The organism is Pseudoxanthomonas sp. GW835-FHT14C01, from assembly GCF_058793715.1.
The window spans coordinates 323688-338613 of the sequence record NZ_JBXAGB010000001.1; the positions used below are offsets into that span (position 1 = coordinate 323688).

13 protein-coding genes are annotated in these 14926 nt (G+C 66.7%); all 13 read right to left on the reverse strand.

Annotated features, from left to right (window positions below; all coding sequences use genetic code 11):
* Positions 1-19 precede the first annotated feature (19 nt).
* The 13 genes from AC1Q5B_RS01505 to kdpA all read right to left on the reverse strand — a co-directional run bounded on the left by AC1Q5B_RS01505 (position 20) and on the right by kdpA (position 14883).
* Positions 20-706, reverse strand: a complete 687-nt coding sequence (locus AC1Q5B_RS01505; protein WP_055937106.1) for a response regulator transcription factor — start codon at positions 704-706, stop codon at positions 20-22.
* Positions 707-781: 75 nt separating this feature from the next.
* Positions 782-1024 carry a hypothetical protein gene (locus tag AC1Q5B_RS01510; RefSeq protein WP_492629975.1) on the reverse strand — a complete coding sequence of 81 codons (243 nt, stop codon included), beginning with the start codon at positions 1022-1024 and terminating at the stop codon, positions 782-784.
* A 312-nt stretch (positions 1025-1336) separates the two neighbouring features.
* On the reverse strand, positions 1337-2260 hold the full coding sequence (locus tag AC1Q5B_RS01515) for an arginine deiminase-related protein (RefSeq protein WP_492629976.1): 924 nt from the start codon (positions 2258-2260) through the stop codon (positions 1337-1339).
* A gap of 2 nt (positions 2261-2262) precedes the next feature.
* On the reverse strand, positions 2263-3261 hold the full coding sequence (gene dusA, locus AC1Q5B_RS01520) for a tRNA dihydrouridine(20/20a) synthase DusA (RefSeq protein WP_492629977.1): 999 nt from the start codon (positions 3259-3261) through the stop codon (positions 2263-2265).
* Between the two features lie 211 nt (positions 3262-3472).
* Positions 3473-4036 carry a hypothetical protein gene (locus AC1Q5B_RS01525; RefSeq protein ID WP_492629978.1) on the reverse strand — a complete coding sequence of 188 codons (564 nt, stop codon included), beginning with the start codon at positions 4034-4036 and terminating at the stop codon, positions 3473-3475.
* Positions 4037-4051: 15 nt separating this feature from the next.
* Positions 4052-5443, reverse strand: a complete 1392-nt coding sequence (locus AC1Q5B_RS01530; protein WP_492629979.1) for a hypothetical protein — start codon at positions 5441-5443, stop codon at positions 4052-4054.
* The gene (locus tag AC1Q5B_RS01535; RefSeq protein WP_492629980.1) at positions 5409-6095 is read right to left on the reverse strand and encodes a lysozyme inhibitor LprI family protein; all 687 of its coding nucleotides are present in this window, start codon (positions 6093-6095) and stop codon (positions 5409-5411) included. The genes AC1Q5B_RS01530 and AC1Q5B_RS01535 overlap by 35 nt, the downstream gene beginning before the upstream one ends.
* A 249-nt stretch (positions 6096-6344) precedes the next feature.
* Positions 6345-7067 (reverse strand): response regulator, encoded by a 723-nt coding sequence (locus tag AC1Q5B_RS01540; RefSeq protein ID WP_492629981.1) that lies wholly within the window; start codon positions 7065-7067, stop codon positions 6345-6347.
* Positions 7064-9709 (reverse strand): ATP-binding protein, encoded by a 2646-nt coding sequence (locus AC1Q5B_RS01545; RefSeq protein WP_492629982.1) that lies wholly within the window; start codon positions 9707-9709, stop codon positions 7064-7066. Before AC1Q5B_RS01545 ends, AC1Q5B_RS01540 begins: the two co-directional genes overlap by 4 nt.
* 24 nt (positions 9710-9733) lie before the next feature.
* Entirely contained in the window at positions 9734-10096 is a 363-nt protein-coding gene (locus AC1Q5B_RS01550; RefSeq protein WP_492629983.1) for a hypothetical protein, read from the reverse strand.
* A gap of 412 nt (positions 10097-10508) precedes the next feature.
* On the reverse strand, positions 10509-11099 hold the full coding sequence (gene kdpC / locus AC1Q5B_RS01555) for a potassium-transporting ATPase subunit KdpC (RefSeq protein ID WP_492629984.1): 591 nt from the start codon (positions 11097-11099) through the stop codon (positions 10509-10511).
* A gap of 9 nt (positions 11100-11108) precedes the next feature.
* Entirely contained in the window at positions 11109-13169 is a 2061-nt protein-coding gene (kdpB, locus tag AC1Q5B_RS01560; RefSeq protein ID WP_492629985.1) for a potassium-transporting ATPase subunit KdpB, read from the reverse strand.
* A 10-nt stretch (positions 13170-13179) separates the two neighbouring features.
* Positions 13180-14883 carry a potassium-transporting ATPase subunit KdpA gene (gene kdpA, locus AC1Q5B_RS01565; protein ID WP_492629986.1) on the reverse strand — a complete coding sequence of 568 codons (1704 nt, stop codon included), beginning with the start codon at positions 14881-14883 and terminating at the stop codon, positions 13180-13182.
* Between the last annotated feature and the right edge of the window lie 43 nt (positions 14884-14926).

Below are 14926 nucleotides of genomic sequence, written 5' to 3' on the forward strand. Positions count from 1 at the left end.
GCGATGCCGGCGCGGGGCATCAGCCTTCGCCGCTGCGCGGGATCGCGAAGCGGTAGCCGCGACCGCGCACGGTCTCGATCGGCTTCAGCTCGCCGTCCGGATCCAGCTTCTTGCGCAGGCGGCCGATGAAGACTTCCAGCACGTTCGAATCGCGGTCGAAGTCCTGCTGGTAGATGTGCTCGGTCAGGTCGGCCTTCGAAACCAGTTCGCCGGCATGCATCATCAGGTACTCGAGCACCTTGTACTCGTAGCTGGTCAGGTCGACGTTGCTGCCATTGACGCTGACGGTCTGTGCCGCCAGATCGAGCGCGACCGGACCGCACTCCAGCGTGGGCTTGCTCCAGCCCGCCGCGCGGCGCAGCAGCGCGTTGACGCGCGCGAGCAGCTCCTCGACATGGAACGGCTTGACCAGATAATCGTCGGCGCCCTGCTTCAGGCCCTCGACCTTGTCCTGCCAGCTCGAGCGCGCGGTCAGGATCAGCACCGGGAATTTCTTGCCCTCGTCGCGCAACGCCTTGATCAGTTCCATGCCCGACATCTTCGGCAGGCCAAGATCGATGATGCCCACGTCGAACGGCACTTCGCGACCCATGTAGAGGCCTTCCTCGCCGTCCTGGGCGGCGTCGACCGCAAAGCCTTCGCGCTTCAGGCGCGCTGCCAGGGTTTCACGCAGGGGGGCTTCGTCTTCGACCAGCAGGATACGCATGGACTCTCCTTGGGAATGCGGCGCGGCATCGGACCGCGCGGGACGTGCTCTGTTGAGCCTTGATTCTACGTAAGACTACGGGCGCGGGGGGTTATCGCCGTGTGGAGGCTGCTGCGGTCCGAGGTCGCGACGCGGACGCACGGGGGAATCGACATCGCGGCGCGACGGCCCCCTGTCGTCCTGGGTATCGGTACGCACGCGACCACGCTCGTCGATGTACTTCACGCGCGTGACGTCACGGCCGTCGTACTGCATGCGTTCGACGCTCAGCACCTGGTTGCCGGATTCGCTGCGCACGCGGCGCACCGAATCGGACATGGAATTGCGATGACCGCGGTCGTCGCCGCGCGGGGCACCGCGATCCCGCGAGGGCGACCCGTCTCCACGGCCACGGTCGTCCTGCGCATGCACGGCGTGGGTGCCGGCGATGGCAGTGAGGACCGCGAGGGTGAGAGCGGCTAGAATCGGGGCACGAAAACGCATAACGGAATCGTAACGGAACCGGGATCGCGAAGCTGAACGAAACCCGAAACCGCCTCTGTGGAATGGAAACGAAGTTTTGGACCCGGGCGGTGAATCCGTTCTGAATTTATCCACAGGGCTGCGCCCCGCATTCAGCCAGCTGAACAATCAGAAAATCTCGGCGACACAACACCTTAGCGAACCACCGCCAGCCTCGATCGCATCCAGCGCGATGCTATGCACGTCGAAGCCTCTCGCCTTCAACGCGCTCAAGGTGGTCGGCCGCAGGGCTTGGTGGCCCCGCCGGCTCATCCACACTTTTTCTTCCGACAGTGAGATGGCATTGCCGGCGAAGGCTGCCTGTTCCACGGCGTTCAGTTCCACGACGCCACCGGGATACAGCGCCTGGAGTGCCGGAACAAGACCCGGCGCCCGTGCGCCTCCCGGATAGACCAGTACCGCGCGCCCGGCGAGCACCGCCAGCAGCACGTTGGTGTGGTACTCGCCCGCCGCCAGGTCGAACAGCAGGGTGGTGCGCAGGCCGAAGGCCTCGTGCATGCGTGCCGCGCCGGCCTCGTCGCAGCGTTCGGACAGGCCGCAGAAGCCGATGCCGCGCCCGCGATCGACAACCAGCGCGCCGGTCAGTTCGCAGGGATGCGGCTGGCCGGACAGATCGACCTCTGCGTAGCCGAGCGTGTTGCGGAAGAAACCCCGGATATCCGCCCGCTCTGCCTCGCGCTGCCGGACTTCGTGTCGCATCCGCCCGACAATCAGCCGTGCCTCGCCATCGACCCGGGCGGTGGCGAATACGTTGTTGGGGAACACGGCATCCGGCGTCGCCTCGTCGCCAGGGAAGCACACCACCGGCACCTCCTGCGCCAGCGCGCGCTGCAACGCATGGTGTTCGCGCAACGCCGCGCCGGTATCGAATGCGCCCGCATCGGCCATGTAGCGGTTGTCCTGCGCCGACTGGTCCGCGCGCACGAAACCGTCGGGCGATACGAGGAAGGCCGCACGCGCCGTGGCCGGACCGAGGTCCGGCGCCAGCGTGCGTGCGTAGGCGACGAAGGCGACGACGTCGCGGGTGATCATGCTCAGGCCGCCGGGCGCAGTTCGCGCGAGGTGGCGGCCAGCGCCTGCTCAACCAGGGACCAATCAGCGCCGGGCCGATGTGCACCCTCACTGAGGATCTGGCGGAAGGCACGCCCGCCCGGCTGCGCATGGAACAGACCCAGCACATGGCGAGTCAGGTGTTTCAGTGCAACGCCCTTCGCGAGTCGCGCCTCGACATAAGGTCGCCACGCGCGTAGCAACTCCGCACGCGAACGCATCTCGCCGCCGAACAGCGCGACCTGCATCTCGTGCAACACATAGGGCTCGTGGTAGGCCGCGCGGCCGATCATCACGCCATCGCTGTACTGCAGGTGCTCGTGCACCTGCGCGGTCGTGGTGATGCCGCCGTTGAGCGCAACGGTCAAGTCTGGCCGCTCGCGCTTGAGGCGGTAGGCCCAGTCGTAACGCAGCGGCGGGATCTCGCGGTTCTCCTTCGGCGACAGGCCCTGCAGCCAGGCCTTGCGTGCATGCACGAAGAAGGTGTCGCAGCCGGTCGCGGCCACCGTGTCGATGAAGGCGCGGAAAAGGTCGTAATCCTCCTGCTCGTCCACGCCGAGACGGCACTTCACGGTCACGGGAATGCTCACGGCTTGGATCATCGCCGCCACGCATTCGGACACCAGCGCCGGCTCCTTCATCAGGCAGGCGCCGAAACGCCCCGCCTGCACGCGATCCGAGGGACAGCCGACGTTGAGGTTCACTTCGTCGTAGCCCCAGTCCTGCGCGATGCGCGCGGCCTGCGCCAGGTGCTCGGGCTCGCTGCCGCCGAGCTGCACGGCGACCGGATGCTCCACGGTGTCGAAACCCAGCAGGCGATCACGGTCGCCATGGATCACCGCTTGCGCATGCACCATCTCGGTGTACAGGCGGGCATTCGGTGCCAGCAACCGGTGGAATACGCGGCAATGCGTATCCGTCCAGTCCATCATCGGGGCGACGGAAAGGCGCAGGGCTTCGTGGGGAATGCGGGGGGGCGTCATGGCGTCATTGTACCTTGAGGCCCGTGGCCGCTTGGCGACCAGCAACGCTACCGCAGCCGCGCCTCTGTAGGTTGGCCTGAGCGAAGCGAAGCCCAAGAACAAACACCTCCGGCATCCCCTTATCGCGCGTCCCAAGCTATGCCCAACCTATTGCGCCGCCACACGCGTATTGAAGAGCCGTCTTCGGACACTGCAACATCGGATCAAGCCATCAGTTCCTGGGCTTCACCGGCCTGTATTTTCCGTCGATCGGTTTCGCCTTGAGGTCGACGTTGGCACAAATCCGCTTCTCACCGCAGGGCACGAAGTCAGCCTCATTGACCGCCTCAACCCACATCAGCTCCGCCCTCGCACCCGCAGATTTATCATCCCAGTACGCTCCCCACGCGGCGATCCCGACGAACGCTAGCACCGTACACATCGTCAAGCCACCGATGCCTACCAACATCCACTTGCGCCGCTCGGCAGTGAATGCTTCCCGCTCGGCCCGCAACTGCAGTGCGACATGTGCGATCGACTTCGCATCAGAATCCAGCAACGCATGGACGGGCGCGACGGCCTCCGCGATGGAGTACTTCGCGTCACTTGCGACCTGATTCTTGACGCCCTCAGCCACGGCGGCCGCCAAGCCCTGCCCTTGCGAAAGCATCGCTTTCGCGCTGGCTTCCAGCGACGTGGCACCCTGCTCCATCCTGGCTGACACCGCCTCCCCGCGATCAGCGAAGTGCTTCATCACCAGCCCCAGCTTTGCCAACCTTTCTTCATCTTGCTCCATGTCACGCCCTCTCCATCACATCGACAGCACTGGCCCAGTGATTGTTGGCCGTTGCTCGGCGCTTTTCCGCTCACCAGGCTGGTGTTGCACTTCCTCGTAACGAGTCTCGAGGTGCCCCAGCGATGCTGCAGCCGCGATCTCGCGCTGAAATTTCTGCCCGGCCGGACTATGTCCGTACTCGATCAATGACGCATCCATTGCCTTCTCGTCCTTGTTGACCACCGCGTGGTGGAGACGGTCGAGCAAGGTGTTGGGTGGATCTTGCGTTTGCACCGTATCGGGGCGCCGCATGCCTTCGGACAGCTGAGGGGGAAAGCGCAGTCCTTCTGTGTGGTCGGGCATGTCGACCGCACGGCCTTCCCGCCCCTGCATCGGGATGCCGTTCCGATTCCAGCCTTCGCGAGTCATGACAAAAATGTCGGCAGCGGGACTGGTGACAGTCAGTCCAGCAGTGCGGCTCAAAGAGATCGAGGACATTTCCTGGGCGGCATTCGGCCGCGCCGCACGAATCCTGACATCCCTCGCTGGCTCATTATTTTCCACGTGATCAAAGATCGTGCGCCCTGTGGTCGGACTACGCATCATTGCATCGAGCAATTGCACGTCAGGACTGTTGTTGAACCTCTCGTAAAGTGACGGGTTGCCACGCTCGTGGATCTCGCGCCGCCAGGCCTGCGCCAGTCGCCCTTCACCGAGCTCCAAGGCATTCATCAGTTCGCCCCCCGCGATAGCGTTGTCCCGCCCAGTCACAATCGCGTGACCGGCGCCTTTGCTCAAGCCACGGATCCCCTCTCCTCCGATCCAGTCACGTGTCGCCTCTGCGCTCAGTGCATTGTTCTCCAGATGGTCGATCAACCGTTCTCCACGTCGCTCGTTCTGGTTGTAGAGCTTCATCGACTGGGCAACGATCTCGGCGGCTTCCGCGGGATCGGTCCTGCGCAGCTCTTGCAGCCATGGGATACGGGAAAGCGGCTCACCGACGTTCTGCCACTTCTTGTCGATCTGCTCCCGATTCAGCGCGCCTACCAGCTCGCGGCCGGGTTCGGAGCGCAGGTAGCCGTTCAGACGCGACTGTTCTTCCACACTCAACGCATTGCCTGACTGACCGCGGGTCTGCAGCCGGCGGGTGATATCCGCCACTTCGTCAGGCGAGAACCGCCTCTCCGGGCTGGCCCATGCCTGGTAGCCTGACATCAGTTCATGCACTTTCCCGCCACGCCCTGGCTGACCAAAATCCCACTGCACGATGCCGACACTCCATCCGGAGTTTCCGTTGCTGTGTGTCAGGCTCAAGGCGGGGTACGTGCTGATCTCGGATGCGCGTCCGACCGCGTTGTAAGCGATCGCGTCGAAGGTCGTGCGATCCAGTGGGTCATAGGGTGGCTGGTCTTGATTCCTGCTGGTCATTGGCGGCTCCTTCCGCAAACAGGCTGGAGATCCGCTCTTCGATCTCCTGGATCCGCGCCTCGGTCATGGCGGCACGGCATGCTTCGGTCATTCCGGGAAGCTCCCGGCGCGACATCCCCTCCAGCAATGGAACCAGCTCGCAGTGCGCATCCCGATATGCATGCCAAGTGCTGCCTGCGACGGCAAAGGCGGTCTCCGCATCTTTCAGGTAACCGGGCTGGTCATGCTCATAAGCGGCATAGGCGTTTCGCATCGCCTTCAGCAGGGCATCGTTTGCCCGCATTAGCTCAGCCTCCACCCGATGCATGCGTGCATAGGGTGCGCAGCTGTAAGGACGTGTTCGCTCGCACTCGACCAGCGCGGCTTCTTCGTAGTTCGCATAGCAAGCCTCCTTCCCGGGAAGCGGAAGCGCATCACAATCCTGCTTCGCAGGCTTGCCCTCTTTTACGTCTGACACAACCGATGGAACGGTTGACGCAGCAGGTCGAGTACCGGCACGTCCTTCGTCGCTCGAATGCTTTGCTGTGCTCGAAGCAGTGAAACTCGTCGTCGCTTGCCTCACGGCATCGGTCGACGAGAATGAAGCACACCCCTGCACTACTGCCGTAAGCAGCGATATGACCGCGAAAGATCTCCTCCATTCGTTCAACATCGTCCTTGTCCTCAAGTCCATCGTGCCGACCCATGGTGTTGCGATACTTCAATTGGGTCAATACACATGCCCGTCGACGGCGGTAGCACGTTTTCCGCGCAACTCCGCGCACCCATCCAATTCACTGGTCTGCAAAGGTTTTCCTGCTTGACCATCCCCGCAATCATAGGAACGAAAGACGGTCCGCATATGGCAAAGGGAATGTGAGTCCTTACCGGTCTTTCCGTTGCGAAGCCAGCCGTCCAGTCATCAAGCCACCCCGACGAACCGCAACCCCACCCCCGGCTCCGTCGCGATGTACCGCGGCGCCGTCGCATCATCCTGCAGCTTCTGCCGCAGCTTGCCGACGAGGATGCGCAGGTAATGCGTGTCGTCCTGGTGGTTGGGCCCCCACAGTTCGCGCAGCAGCTGCGGTTGCGTGACCACGCGACCGGGGTGCTGCAGCAGCAGGGCGAGCAGGGCGAATTCCTTGCGGCTCAGTGCGACCGCGCCGCCGTCCAGCGTCACCTCGCGGCGGCCGAGGTCGACGTGCAGGTGGCCGTCGTCGAACAGCGGCATCGCCGCGTCGGTGGCGGCGATGCGCGTGCGCAGAAGGCCGCGGATGCGCGCCATCAGTTCCTGCACGCCGAACGGCTTGGTGACGTAGTCGTTGGCGCCGCCGTCGAGCGCGGCGACCTTCTCGGTTTCGCCGTCACGCACGGTCAGCATGATCACCGGCACCTGCGACCACTGCCGCAGCTCGCGCAGCACCTCGTGGCCCTCCATGTCCGGCAGGCCGATATCCAGCACCACCAGGTCGGCACCGTGCGCGGCCAGCTCCGCCAGCCCGGCGCGGCCGCCCTCCGCCATCGCCACCACGTAGCCCTGCGCGCGCAGGCTGATGTCGAGGAAGCGCCGGATCTGCGGCTCATCGTCGATCACCAGGATGCGCGCCGGCGGGGCGGATGCGGACGGTGGCGCGGTATAGGTCAAGCGGATTCCTGCGGCGCGGGCGTGAGCAACGGCAGGGTAATCCGGATCACCGTGCCGCGGCCATCCGGCCCGGGCAGCGCCTGCACGCTGCCGCCGTGCGCGCCCACCATGCCCTGGCAGATCGCCAGCCCCAGGCCGGTACCGTGGCGGCCGCGGTCGCCGCGCTCCACGCTGTAGAACATGTCGAAGATGCGGCTGCGCTCGTCTTCCGGAATGCCGGGGCCGCGATCGCGTACGTCGATGCGCAGCGCGCCGTCGGCCAGCCTCGCCTCCACCTGCACCGGTTCGCCCAGCGGCGAGAACTTGCCCGCGTTCTCCAGCACGTTGAACACCGCCTGCTCGATGAGCGCCGGATGCACCCACACCGGCGGCACATCCGCCGCCACCGTGGTCTGCACGCGCACCTCGGGCTGGTAACGCTGCAGCCGGGTGACCGCTGAGCCCAGCAGTTCGTCCACGCCGATCCAGTCGCGGTTGAGCGTCAGTCCGCTGTGGCCGAGGCGCGTCATGTCGAGCAGGTTCTGGATGTAGCGGTCCAGCCGCTCGCCTTCGGTCTGGATGGTGTCGAGCAGGCTGCGGCGGTCGTCCTCGCCCATCGCGTCCCAGTAGCTGGCCAGGCTGCTGGCCGAGCCGATCATCGACGCCAGCGGCGAGCGCAGGTCGTGCGAGACCGACGACAGCAGCGCCGAGCGCAGGCGCTCGGTCTCGCCGCCGACGCGTGCGTCTTCCAGTTCCGCCACCAGGCGCGTGCGCACCACCGCCTGTGCGATGTCCTCGGCCATCGCCTCCGCCAGCCGCCGCTGCTCCGGCAGCAGACGCGGCGCGCCCTCGTCGAAGCGCAAGCCCAGCACGCCCAGCGTGCCGCGGTCGCCGTGCAGCGGCAGGAACCAGCGTGCCGCGCCAGCCAGCGTGTCGGTATGGCGCCCGGTAGGCTGCCCGTGCTGCTGCGCCCAGTCGGCAGCGGCGCGATCGATCTCCGGCAGCGCCAGCGACGCGGGCTCCTCGCGTGCTTGCACGCGCAGCCAGGCCTCGGCCGACAGCGCACGCTCCAACGCCTTGCGGCCGGCGGCCAGCACTTGGCCCAGGTCAGCCGCGACGGCCAGTTCGCGACCGAGCGCCTGCAATGCGGTCGCCTGCGTGTTGGCGGCACGCAACGCGACCACCTGAATGCGCAGCCGCGAGGCCAGCCGTCCCGCTACCAGCGCCGCGATCAGGAACAGGAATACCGTGGTCACGCCTTGGCGCGCGCTGATGTTGAAGGTGAAGCGCGGTTCGATGAAGAAGAAGTTGTAAGCGAAGAACCCCAGCAGCGCAGCCAGCACCGCGGCCGTCATCCGGGTGCGCGACGCGACCAGCACGACCGCCACGATGAACACCATCGAGACGTCTTCCAGTCCCATCCAGCGCTCGGCCAGCCAGGCCACACCGATGGACAGCAGCGAAGCGACGGCGGCGAACGCCAGCTCGTGCCGCGTCAACCAGCTGCCGAGGCCGCCGCCACCACGGCGCGAACGGGCGCGTGCTCCCGGCGTGCTGATGATGACCAGTTCGTAGTGCGCGCCGCGCTGCAGGATCTGTTGCGTCAGCGTGCGGTTGAACATGCGCGCCACCGGCCGCTCGCGCGTGCGCCCCAGCACCAAGGTCGACGCGCCGCTCTGGGTGGCGTGGTCGAGCAACGCATCGGCGATACGCGCGCCACGCAATACCTCGGTGTCGGCGCCCAGTCGCCGTGCCAACGCGAAAGCCTGGTCGATCTCGCGCTGGCGTGCGTCGTCGACGGCGTCGGCCTGCACCGTCACCACGCTCCACGGCGCGGCACGGCGTTCGGCGATGCGGCGCGCGGCACGCACCAGGTACTCGGAGGATCCCAGCCCGTCGATGGCGACCAGCACGCGCCGTCGCAACGGCATGCCCGGCAGGCCGCGCGCGGCCTGGTCTTCGCGCAGATCGCTGTCGACGCGGTCAGCGGCGGTCTGCATCGCCAACTCGCGCAACGCGATCAGGTTCGATGGCGAGAAGAACGCCTGCAGCGCCTGCGCCGCCTGTTCGGGCAGATAGACCTTGCCCTGGTGCAGCCGTTCGATCAGCTCGCGCGGCGGCAGGTCGACCAGCACGATGTCGCGCAGGCGGTCGAATACGACGTCCGGCACGGTCTCGCTAACGCGCACGCCGGTGATGCGGTGGACGACGTCGTTGAGGCTTTCCAGGTGCTGGATGTTGATGGTGGTGTGGACGTCGATACCCGCGTCCAGCAGTTCGATCACGTCCTGCCAGCGGCGCTCGTGGCGGCTGCCCGGTGCGTTGCGGTGGGCCAGTTCGTCGACCAGCGCGATCTGCGGGCGGCGCGCCAGCAGCGCATCCAGGTCCATCTCGTCCAGCCAGCGGCCCTGGTAGGACACGCGCCGGCGCGGCAGGATCTCCAGCCCCTCGGCCTGGGCGGCCGTCTCGCCCCGCCCGTGCGTCTCGACGATGCCGACCACGACATCCCTGCCCTGCCGGCGCAGCTCGCGCGCCCGCGACAACATGGTGTAGGTCTTGCCGACCCCGGGCGCGGCGCCCAGGAAGATGGTCAGCCGCCCGCCCTGCTCGCGCTGCAGGTGGTCGATCAGCGCATCGGCCTGACGGTCGCGGGGGTCGGTCATCGCACTATTCTGCCTGTTGTCATGTCATGCCGAGCGGATGACCACGTTGATGCGGGATGGCGCCGGGGCGGCCCGGATTTGCGGTGGCTCGCCGGGGCTATTGCCTGACCGGGACTCGTGTCGGGGTCCGTCCGCAAGGCTGCGGGTAAGGTCATCGGAGAAAATTTCTCCGGCGGCGAAGAAAAAAAGCCGCGCGCGCGAAGAAGTTTTCTGCGGTGGCGCACCTTTCTGGTTCGGCGTCGAAGCAATTTTCTCCGTCATCTCAGCTTTGAGCTCCGGCACCGGAGAAATTTTCCTCGTCAGCTCACTTATGAGCTGCGTGCACGGAGAACATTCCTCCGGCAGCGCACCTTTTTGGTCCGTCGTCGGAGAAATTTTCTTCGTCATCTCACCTGAAAGCCTCGCGATCGAGTCACGCTGGTTCGGTAATGCGGCGGATGAGGTGATCGACCGGCAATCAACACGGCCAGGCCCAGCGTTGTTCCCTTCTCCCCGCATGCGGGGAGAAGGTGTCCAGCGGGCGGATGAGGAGCGAGCGGAGAAGGTGTTCGCTCGGATCACGGAATGGTTCCAAGGGCTGCCATCCTGCATCGCGACAATCGATGCATGCCGCGGCGACGAAGCCCGCGGCGCCGTTTGTCCCTCACCCGCCTTCGGCACCCTCTCCCCGCAAGCGGGGCGAGGGGAACGGCCCAGACACTTCGCAGATTCGATCCCTTCTCCCCGCACGCGGGGAGAAGGTGCCCGGAGGGCGGATGAGGAGCGAGCGGAGCGGGACGCCAGCAGGCTCACGTCATTCCTACTCGGGTGCACGCGCATCCAGCGCCAGATTCAGCTGCAGCACGTTGACGCGCGGTTCGCCGAACAGGCCGAACTGCCGTCCTTCGGTGTGGGCGGCGACGAGGCGTTCGACCTCGCTCACCGGCAGGCCACGGGCGCGGGCGACGCGGGCGATCTGGATCTGCACCGCGGCCGGCGACAGGTGCGGGTCGATGCCGCCACCGGATTGCGTGACCAGATCGCTTGGCACATCGGTGGGCGCGACGCCTTCGCGCTTGGCGACGGCGGCACGTGCTTCGTCGATGCGCGCACGCAGGTCGGGATTCGTGCGCGCCTGGTTGCTGCCGGCCAGCGCCATCACGTCGTAACCGGCAGCGGACGGCCGCGAATGGACGTAGCGGTCGTCGGCGAACGGCTGTGCGACCAGCGACGAGCCGATCACGTGGCCGTCGCGTTCGATCAGGCTGCCGGTCGCCTGCGCGGGGAACAGCAGGCGCCCCATGCCGGTGGCGGCGAGCGAATACAGCAGGCCGAAGCCGAGCAGCGTGAGCATCGCGAGCGCCAGCGAGGCGCGCCAGACGTTCGGGGAAGCAGCGGTTGAAGTCTTCATGGGGAGTCCTCAGGCGCCGATGACGGCGGCCAGCAACAGGTCGATGAGCTTGATCGCGGCGAACGGCAGCAGCACGCCACCCATGCCGTAGACCAGCATGTTCCGGCGCAGCAGCGCGGTGGCGCCGGACGGACGGAAGCGCACGCCACGCAGCGCCAGCGGGATCAGCAGCGGGATGATGATCGCGTTGAAGATCAGCGCCGCCAGCACCGCATTGGTCGGGCTGGACAACTGCATGAGGTTCAACGCGCCCATCGACGGGATCGCCGCGGCGAACAGCGCCGGCAGGATGGCGAAGTACTTCGACACGTCGTTGGCCAGCGAGAACGTGGTCAGCGCACCGCGCGTGATCAGCTGCTGCTTGCCGACCTCCACCACGTCCAGCAGCTTGGCCGGATCGGAATCGAGGTCGACCATGTTGCCGGCCTCCTTCGCCGCCTGCGTGCCGGAGTTCATCGCCAGGCCGACGTCGGCCTGCGCCAGCGCGGGCGCGTCGTTGGTGCCGTCGCCGACCATCGCGACCAGGCGGCCGCCGGCCTGTTCCTGGCGGATGCGCGCCAGCTTGTCTTCCGGCCGCGCCTCGGCGATGTAGTCGTCGACGCCCGCTTCCGCCGCGATGGCGGCCGCGGTCAGCGGGTTGTCGCCGGTGATCATCACCGTGCGGATGCCCATGGCGCGCATGTGGGCGAACTTCTCCTTGATGCCATGCTTGACCACGTCGGACAGTTCGACCACGCCGAGCACGTGGTTGCCGTCGCTGACCACCAGCGGCGTGGCGCCGTTGCGTGCGATCTGCTCGACGCGGGCGGTGAGTTCGGCCGGCGCTTGGCCACCGAGCGCCTGCACATGTTGCAGGATCGCGTCCATCGCGCCCTTGCGGATCACGCGGCCATGGCCGCGGCCATCGTCGGGCAGATCGACGCCCGACATGCGGGTCTGCGCCGTGAAGGCGACGAACTGCGCGTGTTCCGGATCGATCAGCATGGCACCCTGTTCGCGCGCCAGCCTCACGATCGATTTGCCTTCGGGCGTGGGATCGGCCAGCGAGCCGAGCATCGCCGCATCGCGGAGCTGCTCGCGGTCGATGCCGGCCAGCGGATGGAACAGCGTGGCCTGGCGATCGCCGTGGGTGATGGTGCCGGTCTTGTCGAGCAGCAGCACGTCGACGTCGCCCGCGACCTCGACCGCCTTGCCCGACTTGGCCAGCACGTTGGCGGCCAGCGCGCGGTTCATGCCGGCGATGCCGATCGCCGGCAGCAGGCCGCCGATGGTCGTCGGGATCAGGCAGACCAGCAGCGCGACCAGCAGCAGCGGATCGAGTTTCGCACCGACGAAGCCGGCGATGAACGGCAGCGAGATGACGACGATCAGGAACGTCAGCGTCATCGTCAGCAGCAACAGGCCCAGCGCGATCTCGTTCGGCGTCTTCTGCCGGTTGGCGCCTTCGACCAGCGCGATCATGCGATCGAGGAAGCTGTGACCGGGCTCGGCGGTGACCTTCACCACGATCTCGTCGGACAGCACCTTGGTGCCGCCGATCACGCCGCTGCGGTCGGTGCCGGCTTCGCGCAGTACCGGCGCCGATTCGCCGGTGACGGCGGATTCGTTGATCGTCGCCAGGCCTTTGACGATCTCGCCGTCGGCGGGAATCTGCTCGCCCGCCGACACGATGACGTAGTCGCCGGGTTTCAGTTCGGCGGCAGGAATACGGCGCTCGACGCCGCCCAGGGGCGTGTCGATGCGGCGCGCCACCAGGTCCTTGCGGGCACGGCGCAGCGATGCCGCCTGGCCACGGCCGCGCGCTTCGGCGACGGCTTCGGCGAAGTTGGCGAACAGCACGGTGACGAACAGCAGCGCGGTCACTGCCCAGCCGATGCCCGGCGGGGTGGTGCCGGCCAGCGTGAGGCCAGCGGTCAGCAGCGTGCCCAGCCAGACCACGGCCATGACCGGGTTCTTGAAGGCGTGCTGTGGCGCGAGCTTGGCGAACGAACTGATCACGGCGGCGCGGAAACCCGCGCTGTCGAGCAGGACCGGTGTGCGGCCGGCAGAGCGTGAGGAAAAAGACGTCATGTCGGTGTTCTCAGAGCGCGACCAGGGCCAGGTGATCGGCAATGGGGCCGAGCACCAGCACGGGCATGAACTGCAGCAGGGTCAGGATGACGACCACCGCGATCATCGTGAGTGCGAACGTTGGCGTTTCCACCTGGAGGGTGCCCGGGCCTTCGGGCGTGGCGCGCTTGCGCGCCAGCGAACCGGCGATGGCCAGCGGGAGGATCAGCGCGGGATAGCGGCCGAGGATCAGCATCAGCGTGGTGCTGAGGTTCCACCAGGTGGTCGCATCGCCCAGGCCTTCGAACCCGGAGCCGTTGTTGGCGAAGGCCGAGGTGTACTCGTAGAACACCTGGCTGATGCCGTGGAACGACGGATTGGAGTTGCCGGTGATCGACGGCACGGCCAGCGTGATGGCGGTAAAGGTCAACAGCGCCAGCGGCTGCAGCAGCACCAGCGCGGCGAGCAGCTTCACCTCGTGCGCGTCGATCTTGCGACCGAACAGTTCCGGCGTGCGGCCGGTCATCAGGCCGGCGAGGAAGACGCTGAGCAACAGGTAGACCAGGAACTGCTGCAGGCCGCAGCCGATGCCGCCCCAGATGCTGTTGACCAGCATGTTGCCGAGGGTCACCAGCCCGGTCAGCGGCGCCAGCGAGTCGTGCATCGCGTTGACCGAGCCGTTCGACGTCTGCGTGGTTACCGCGGCCCACAATGCAGACGGTGCGTCGCCGAAGCGGACTTCCTTGCCTTCCATCAGCGCGATGTCGTGGGACGTAGCGGAATAACTCTCGGACCATAGCGCCGCGCCGGTCGAGAGCGCCGACATCGTCAGCATGGTGCCGAACACCAGCGCGGTGAACTTCCTTCGGCCGGTAAAGCTGCCGACCATGAAGGCGATGCTGACCGGAATCAGGATGATCGCCAGTGTTTCCAGCAGGTTGGAGAACGGCGTGGGGTTCTCGAGCGGCACCGCGCTGTTGGGGCCGTACCAGCCGCCGCCATTGGTGCCGAGCTGCTTCACCGCCACCATCGGCGCAACCGGACCGAGCGCGATCTTCTGCTCGGCCATCCCGGCGCTCGCATCGATCGGCGTGGCGACGGGGCCGCCCTGCAGTGTCGACGGCACGCCCTGCCAGGTCAGTGCCAGCGACCACGCCAGGCACAGCGGCAGCAGGAAACGCACGGTGGGGCGGATGACGTCGGCCCAGTAGTTGCCGACATCGGCATCGCCGTCAGCGATGGCGGATGCCGTGTCGCGCTTGCGCCCCCCGAACAGACCCCGCAACGTCGCCGCGACCAGGGCCAGGCCCATCATCGGGGTCACCACCTGCAGGCCGACGATGCCGGTCATCTGCGCCAGGTGCGACAGTTGCGCCTGGCCGGCGTAGTGCTGCTGGTTGGTATTGGTCAGGAACGACACCATGGTGTGCAGCGCCAGGTCCCAGCGCATGTTCGGTGCGTCGTTCGGATTGAGCGGCAACCACGCCTGTGTCATGAAGACGATCCAGGCCAGCCCGCCGACGACGAGGTTGCTGGCGAGGAAGGCGATGGCATAGCCCTTCCAGCCCATGCCCTGCGCCGGATCGACACCGAGCAGGCGATAGAACGGACGTTCGACCAGGCCGAACAGCCGGTCGCCGCACATCGCGGCGCCGCGCATCACTGCGGCCAGGTAGCGGCCCAGCGGCCAGCCCAGCGCGATGGCGAGTGCGAAAACGAGAAGGAACTCAGTCATGGGAGTCGTCCATCGGCGCACGTGCGCGCCGCGTGATCAGCAG

Bases quoted from the DNA above. Each gene is read 5' to 3' on its own strand.
- kdpB (WP_492629985.1), bottom strand. From the start codon at position 13,169: ATGACGTCTTTTTCCTCACGCTCTGCCGGCCGCACACCGGTCCTGCTC.
- kdpA (WP_492629986.1), bottom strand. From the start codon at position 14,883: ATGACTGAGTTCCTTCTCGTTTTCGCACTCGCCATCGCGCTGGGCTGG.
- AC1Q5B_RS01535 (WP_492629980.1), bottom strand. From the start codon at position 6,095: ATGTTGAACGAATGGAGGAGATCTTTCGCGGTCATATCGCTGCTTACG.
- AC1Q5B_RS01525 (WP_492629978.1), bottom strand. From the start codon at position 4,036: ATGGAGCAAGATGAAGAAAGGTTGGCAAAGCTGGGGCTGGTGATGAAG.
- dusA (WP_492629977.1), bottom strand. From the start codon at position 3,261: ATGACGCCCCCCCGCATTCCCCACGAAGCCCTGCGCCTTTCCGTCGCC.
- kdpC (WP_492629984.1), bottom strand. From the start codon at position 11,099: ATGAAGACTTCAACCGCTGCTTCCCCGAACGTCTGGCGCGCCTCGCTG.
- AC1Q5B_RS01530 (WP_492629979.1), bottom strand. From the start codon at position 5,443: ATGACCAGCAGGAATCAAGACCAGCCACCCTATGACCCACTGGATCGC.
- AC1Q5B_RS01505 (WP_055937106.1), bottom strand. From the start codon at position 706: ATGCGTATCCTGCTGGTCGAAGACGAAGCCCCCCTGCGTGAAACCCTG.
- AC1Q5B_RS01550 (WP_492629983.1), bottom strand. From the start codon at position 10,096: ATGACGAAGAAAATTTCTCCGACGACGGACCAAAAAGGTGCGCTGCCG.
- AC1Q5B_RS01510 (WP_492629975.1), bottom strand. From the start codon at position 1,024: ATGTCCGATTCGGTGCGCCGCGTGCGCAGCGAATCCGGCAACCAGGTG.
- AC1Q5B_RS01545 (WP_492629982.1), bottom strand. From the start codon at position 9,709: ATGACCGACCCCCGCGACCGTCAGGCCGATGCGCTGATCGACCACCTG.
- AC1Q5B_RS01515 (WP_492629976.1), bottom strand. From the start codon at position 2,260: ATGATCACCCGCGACGTCGTCGCCTTCGTCGCCTACGCACGCACGCTG.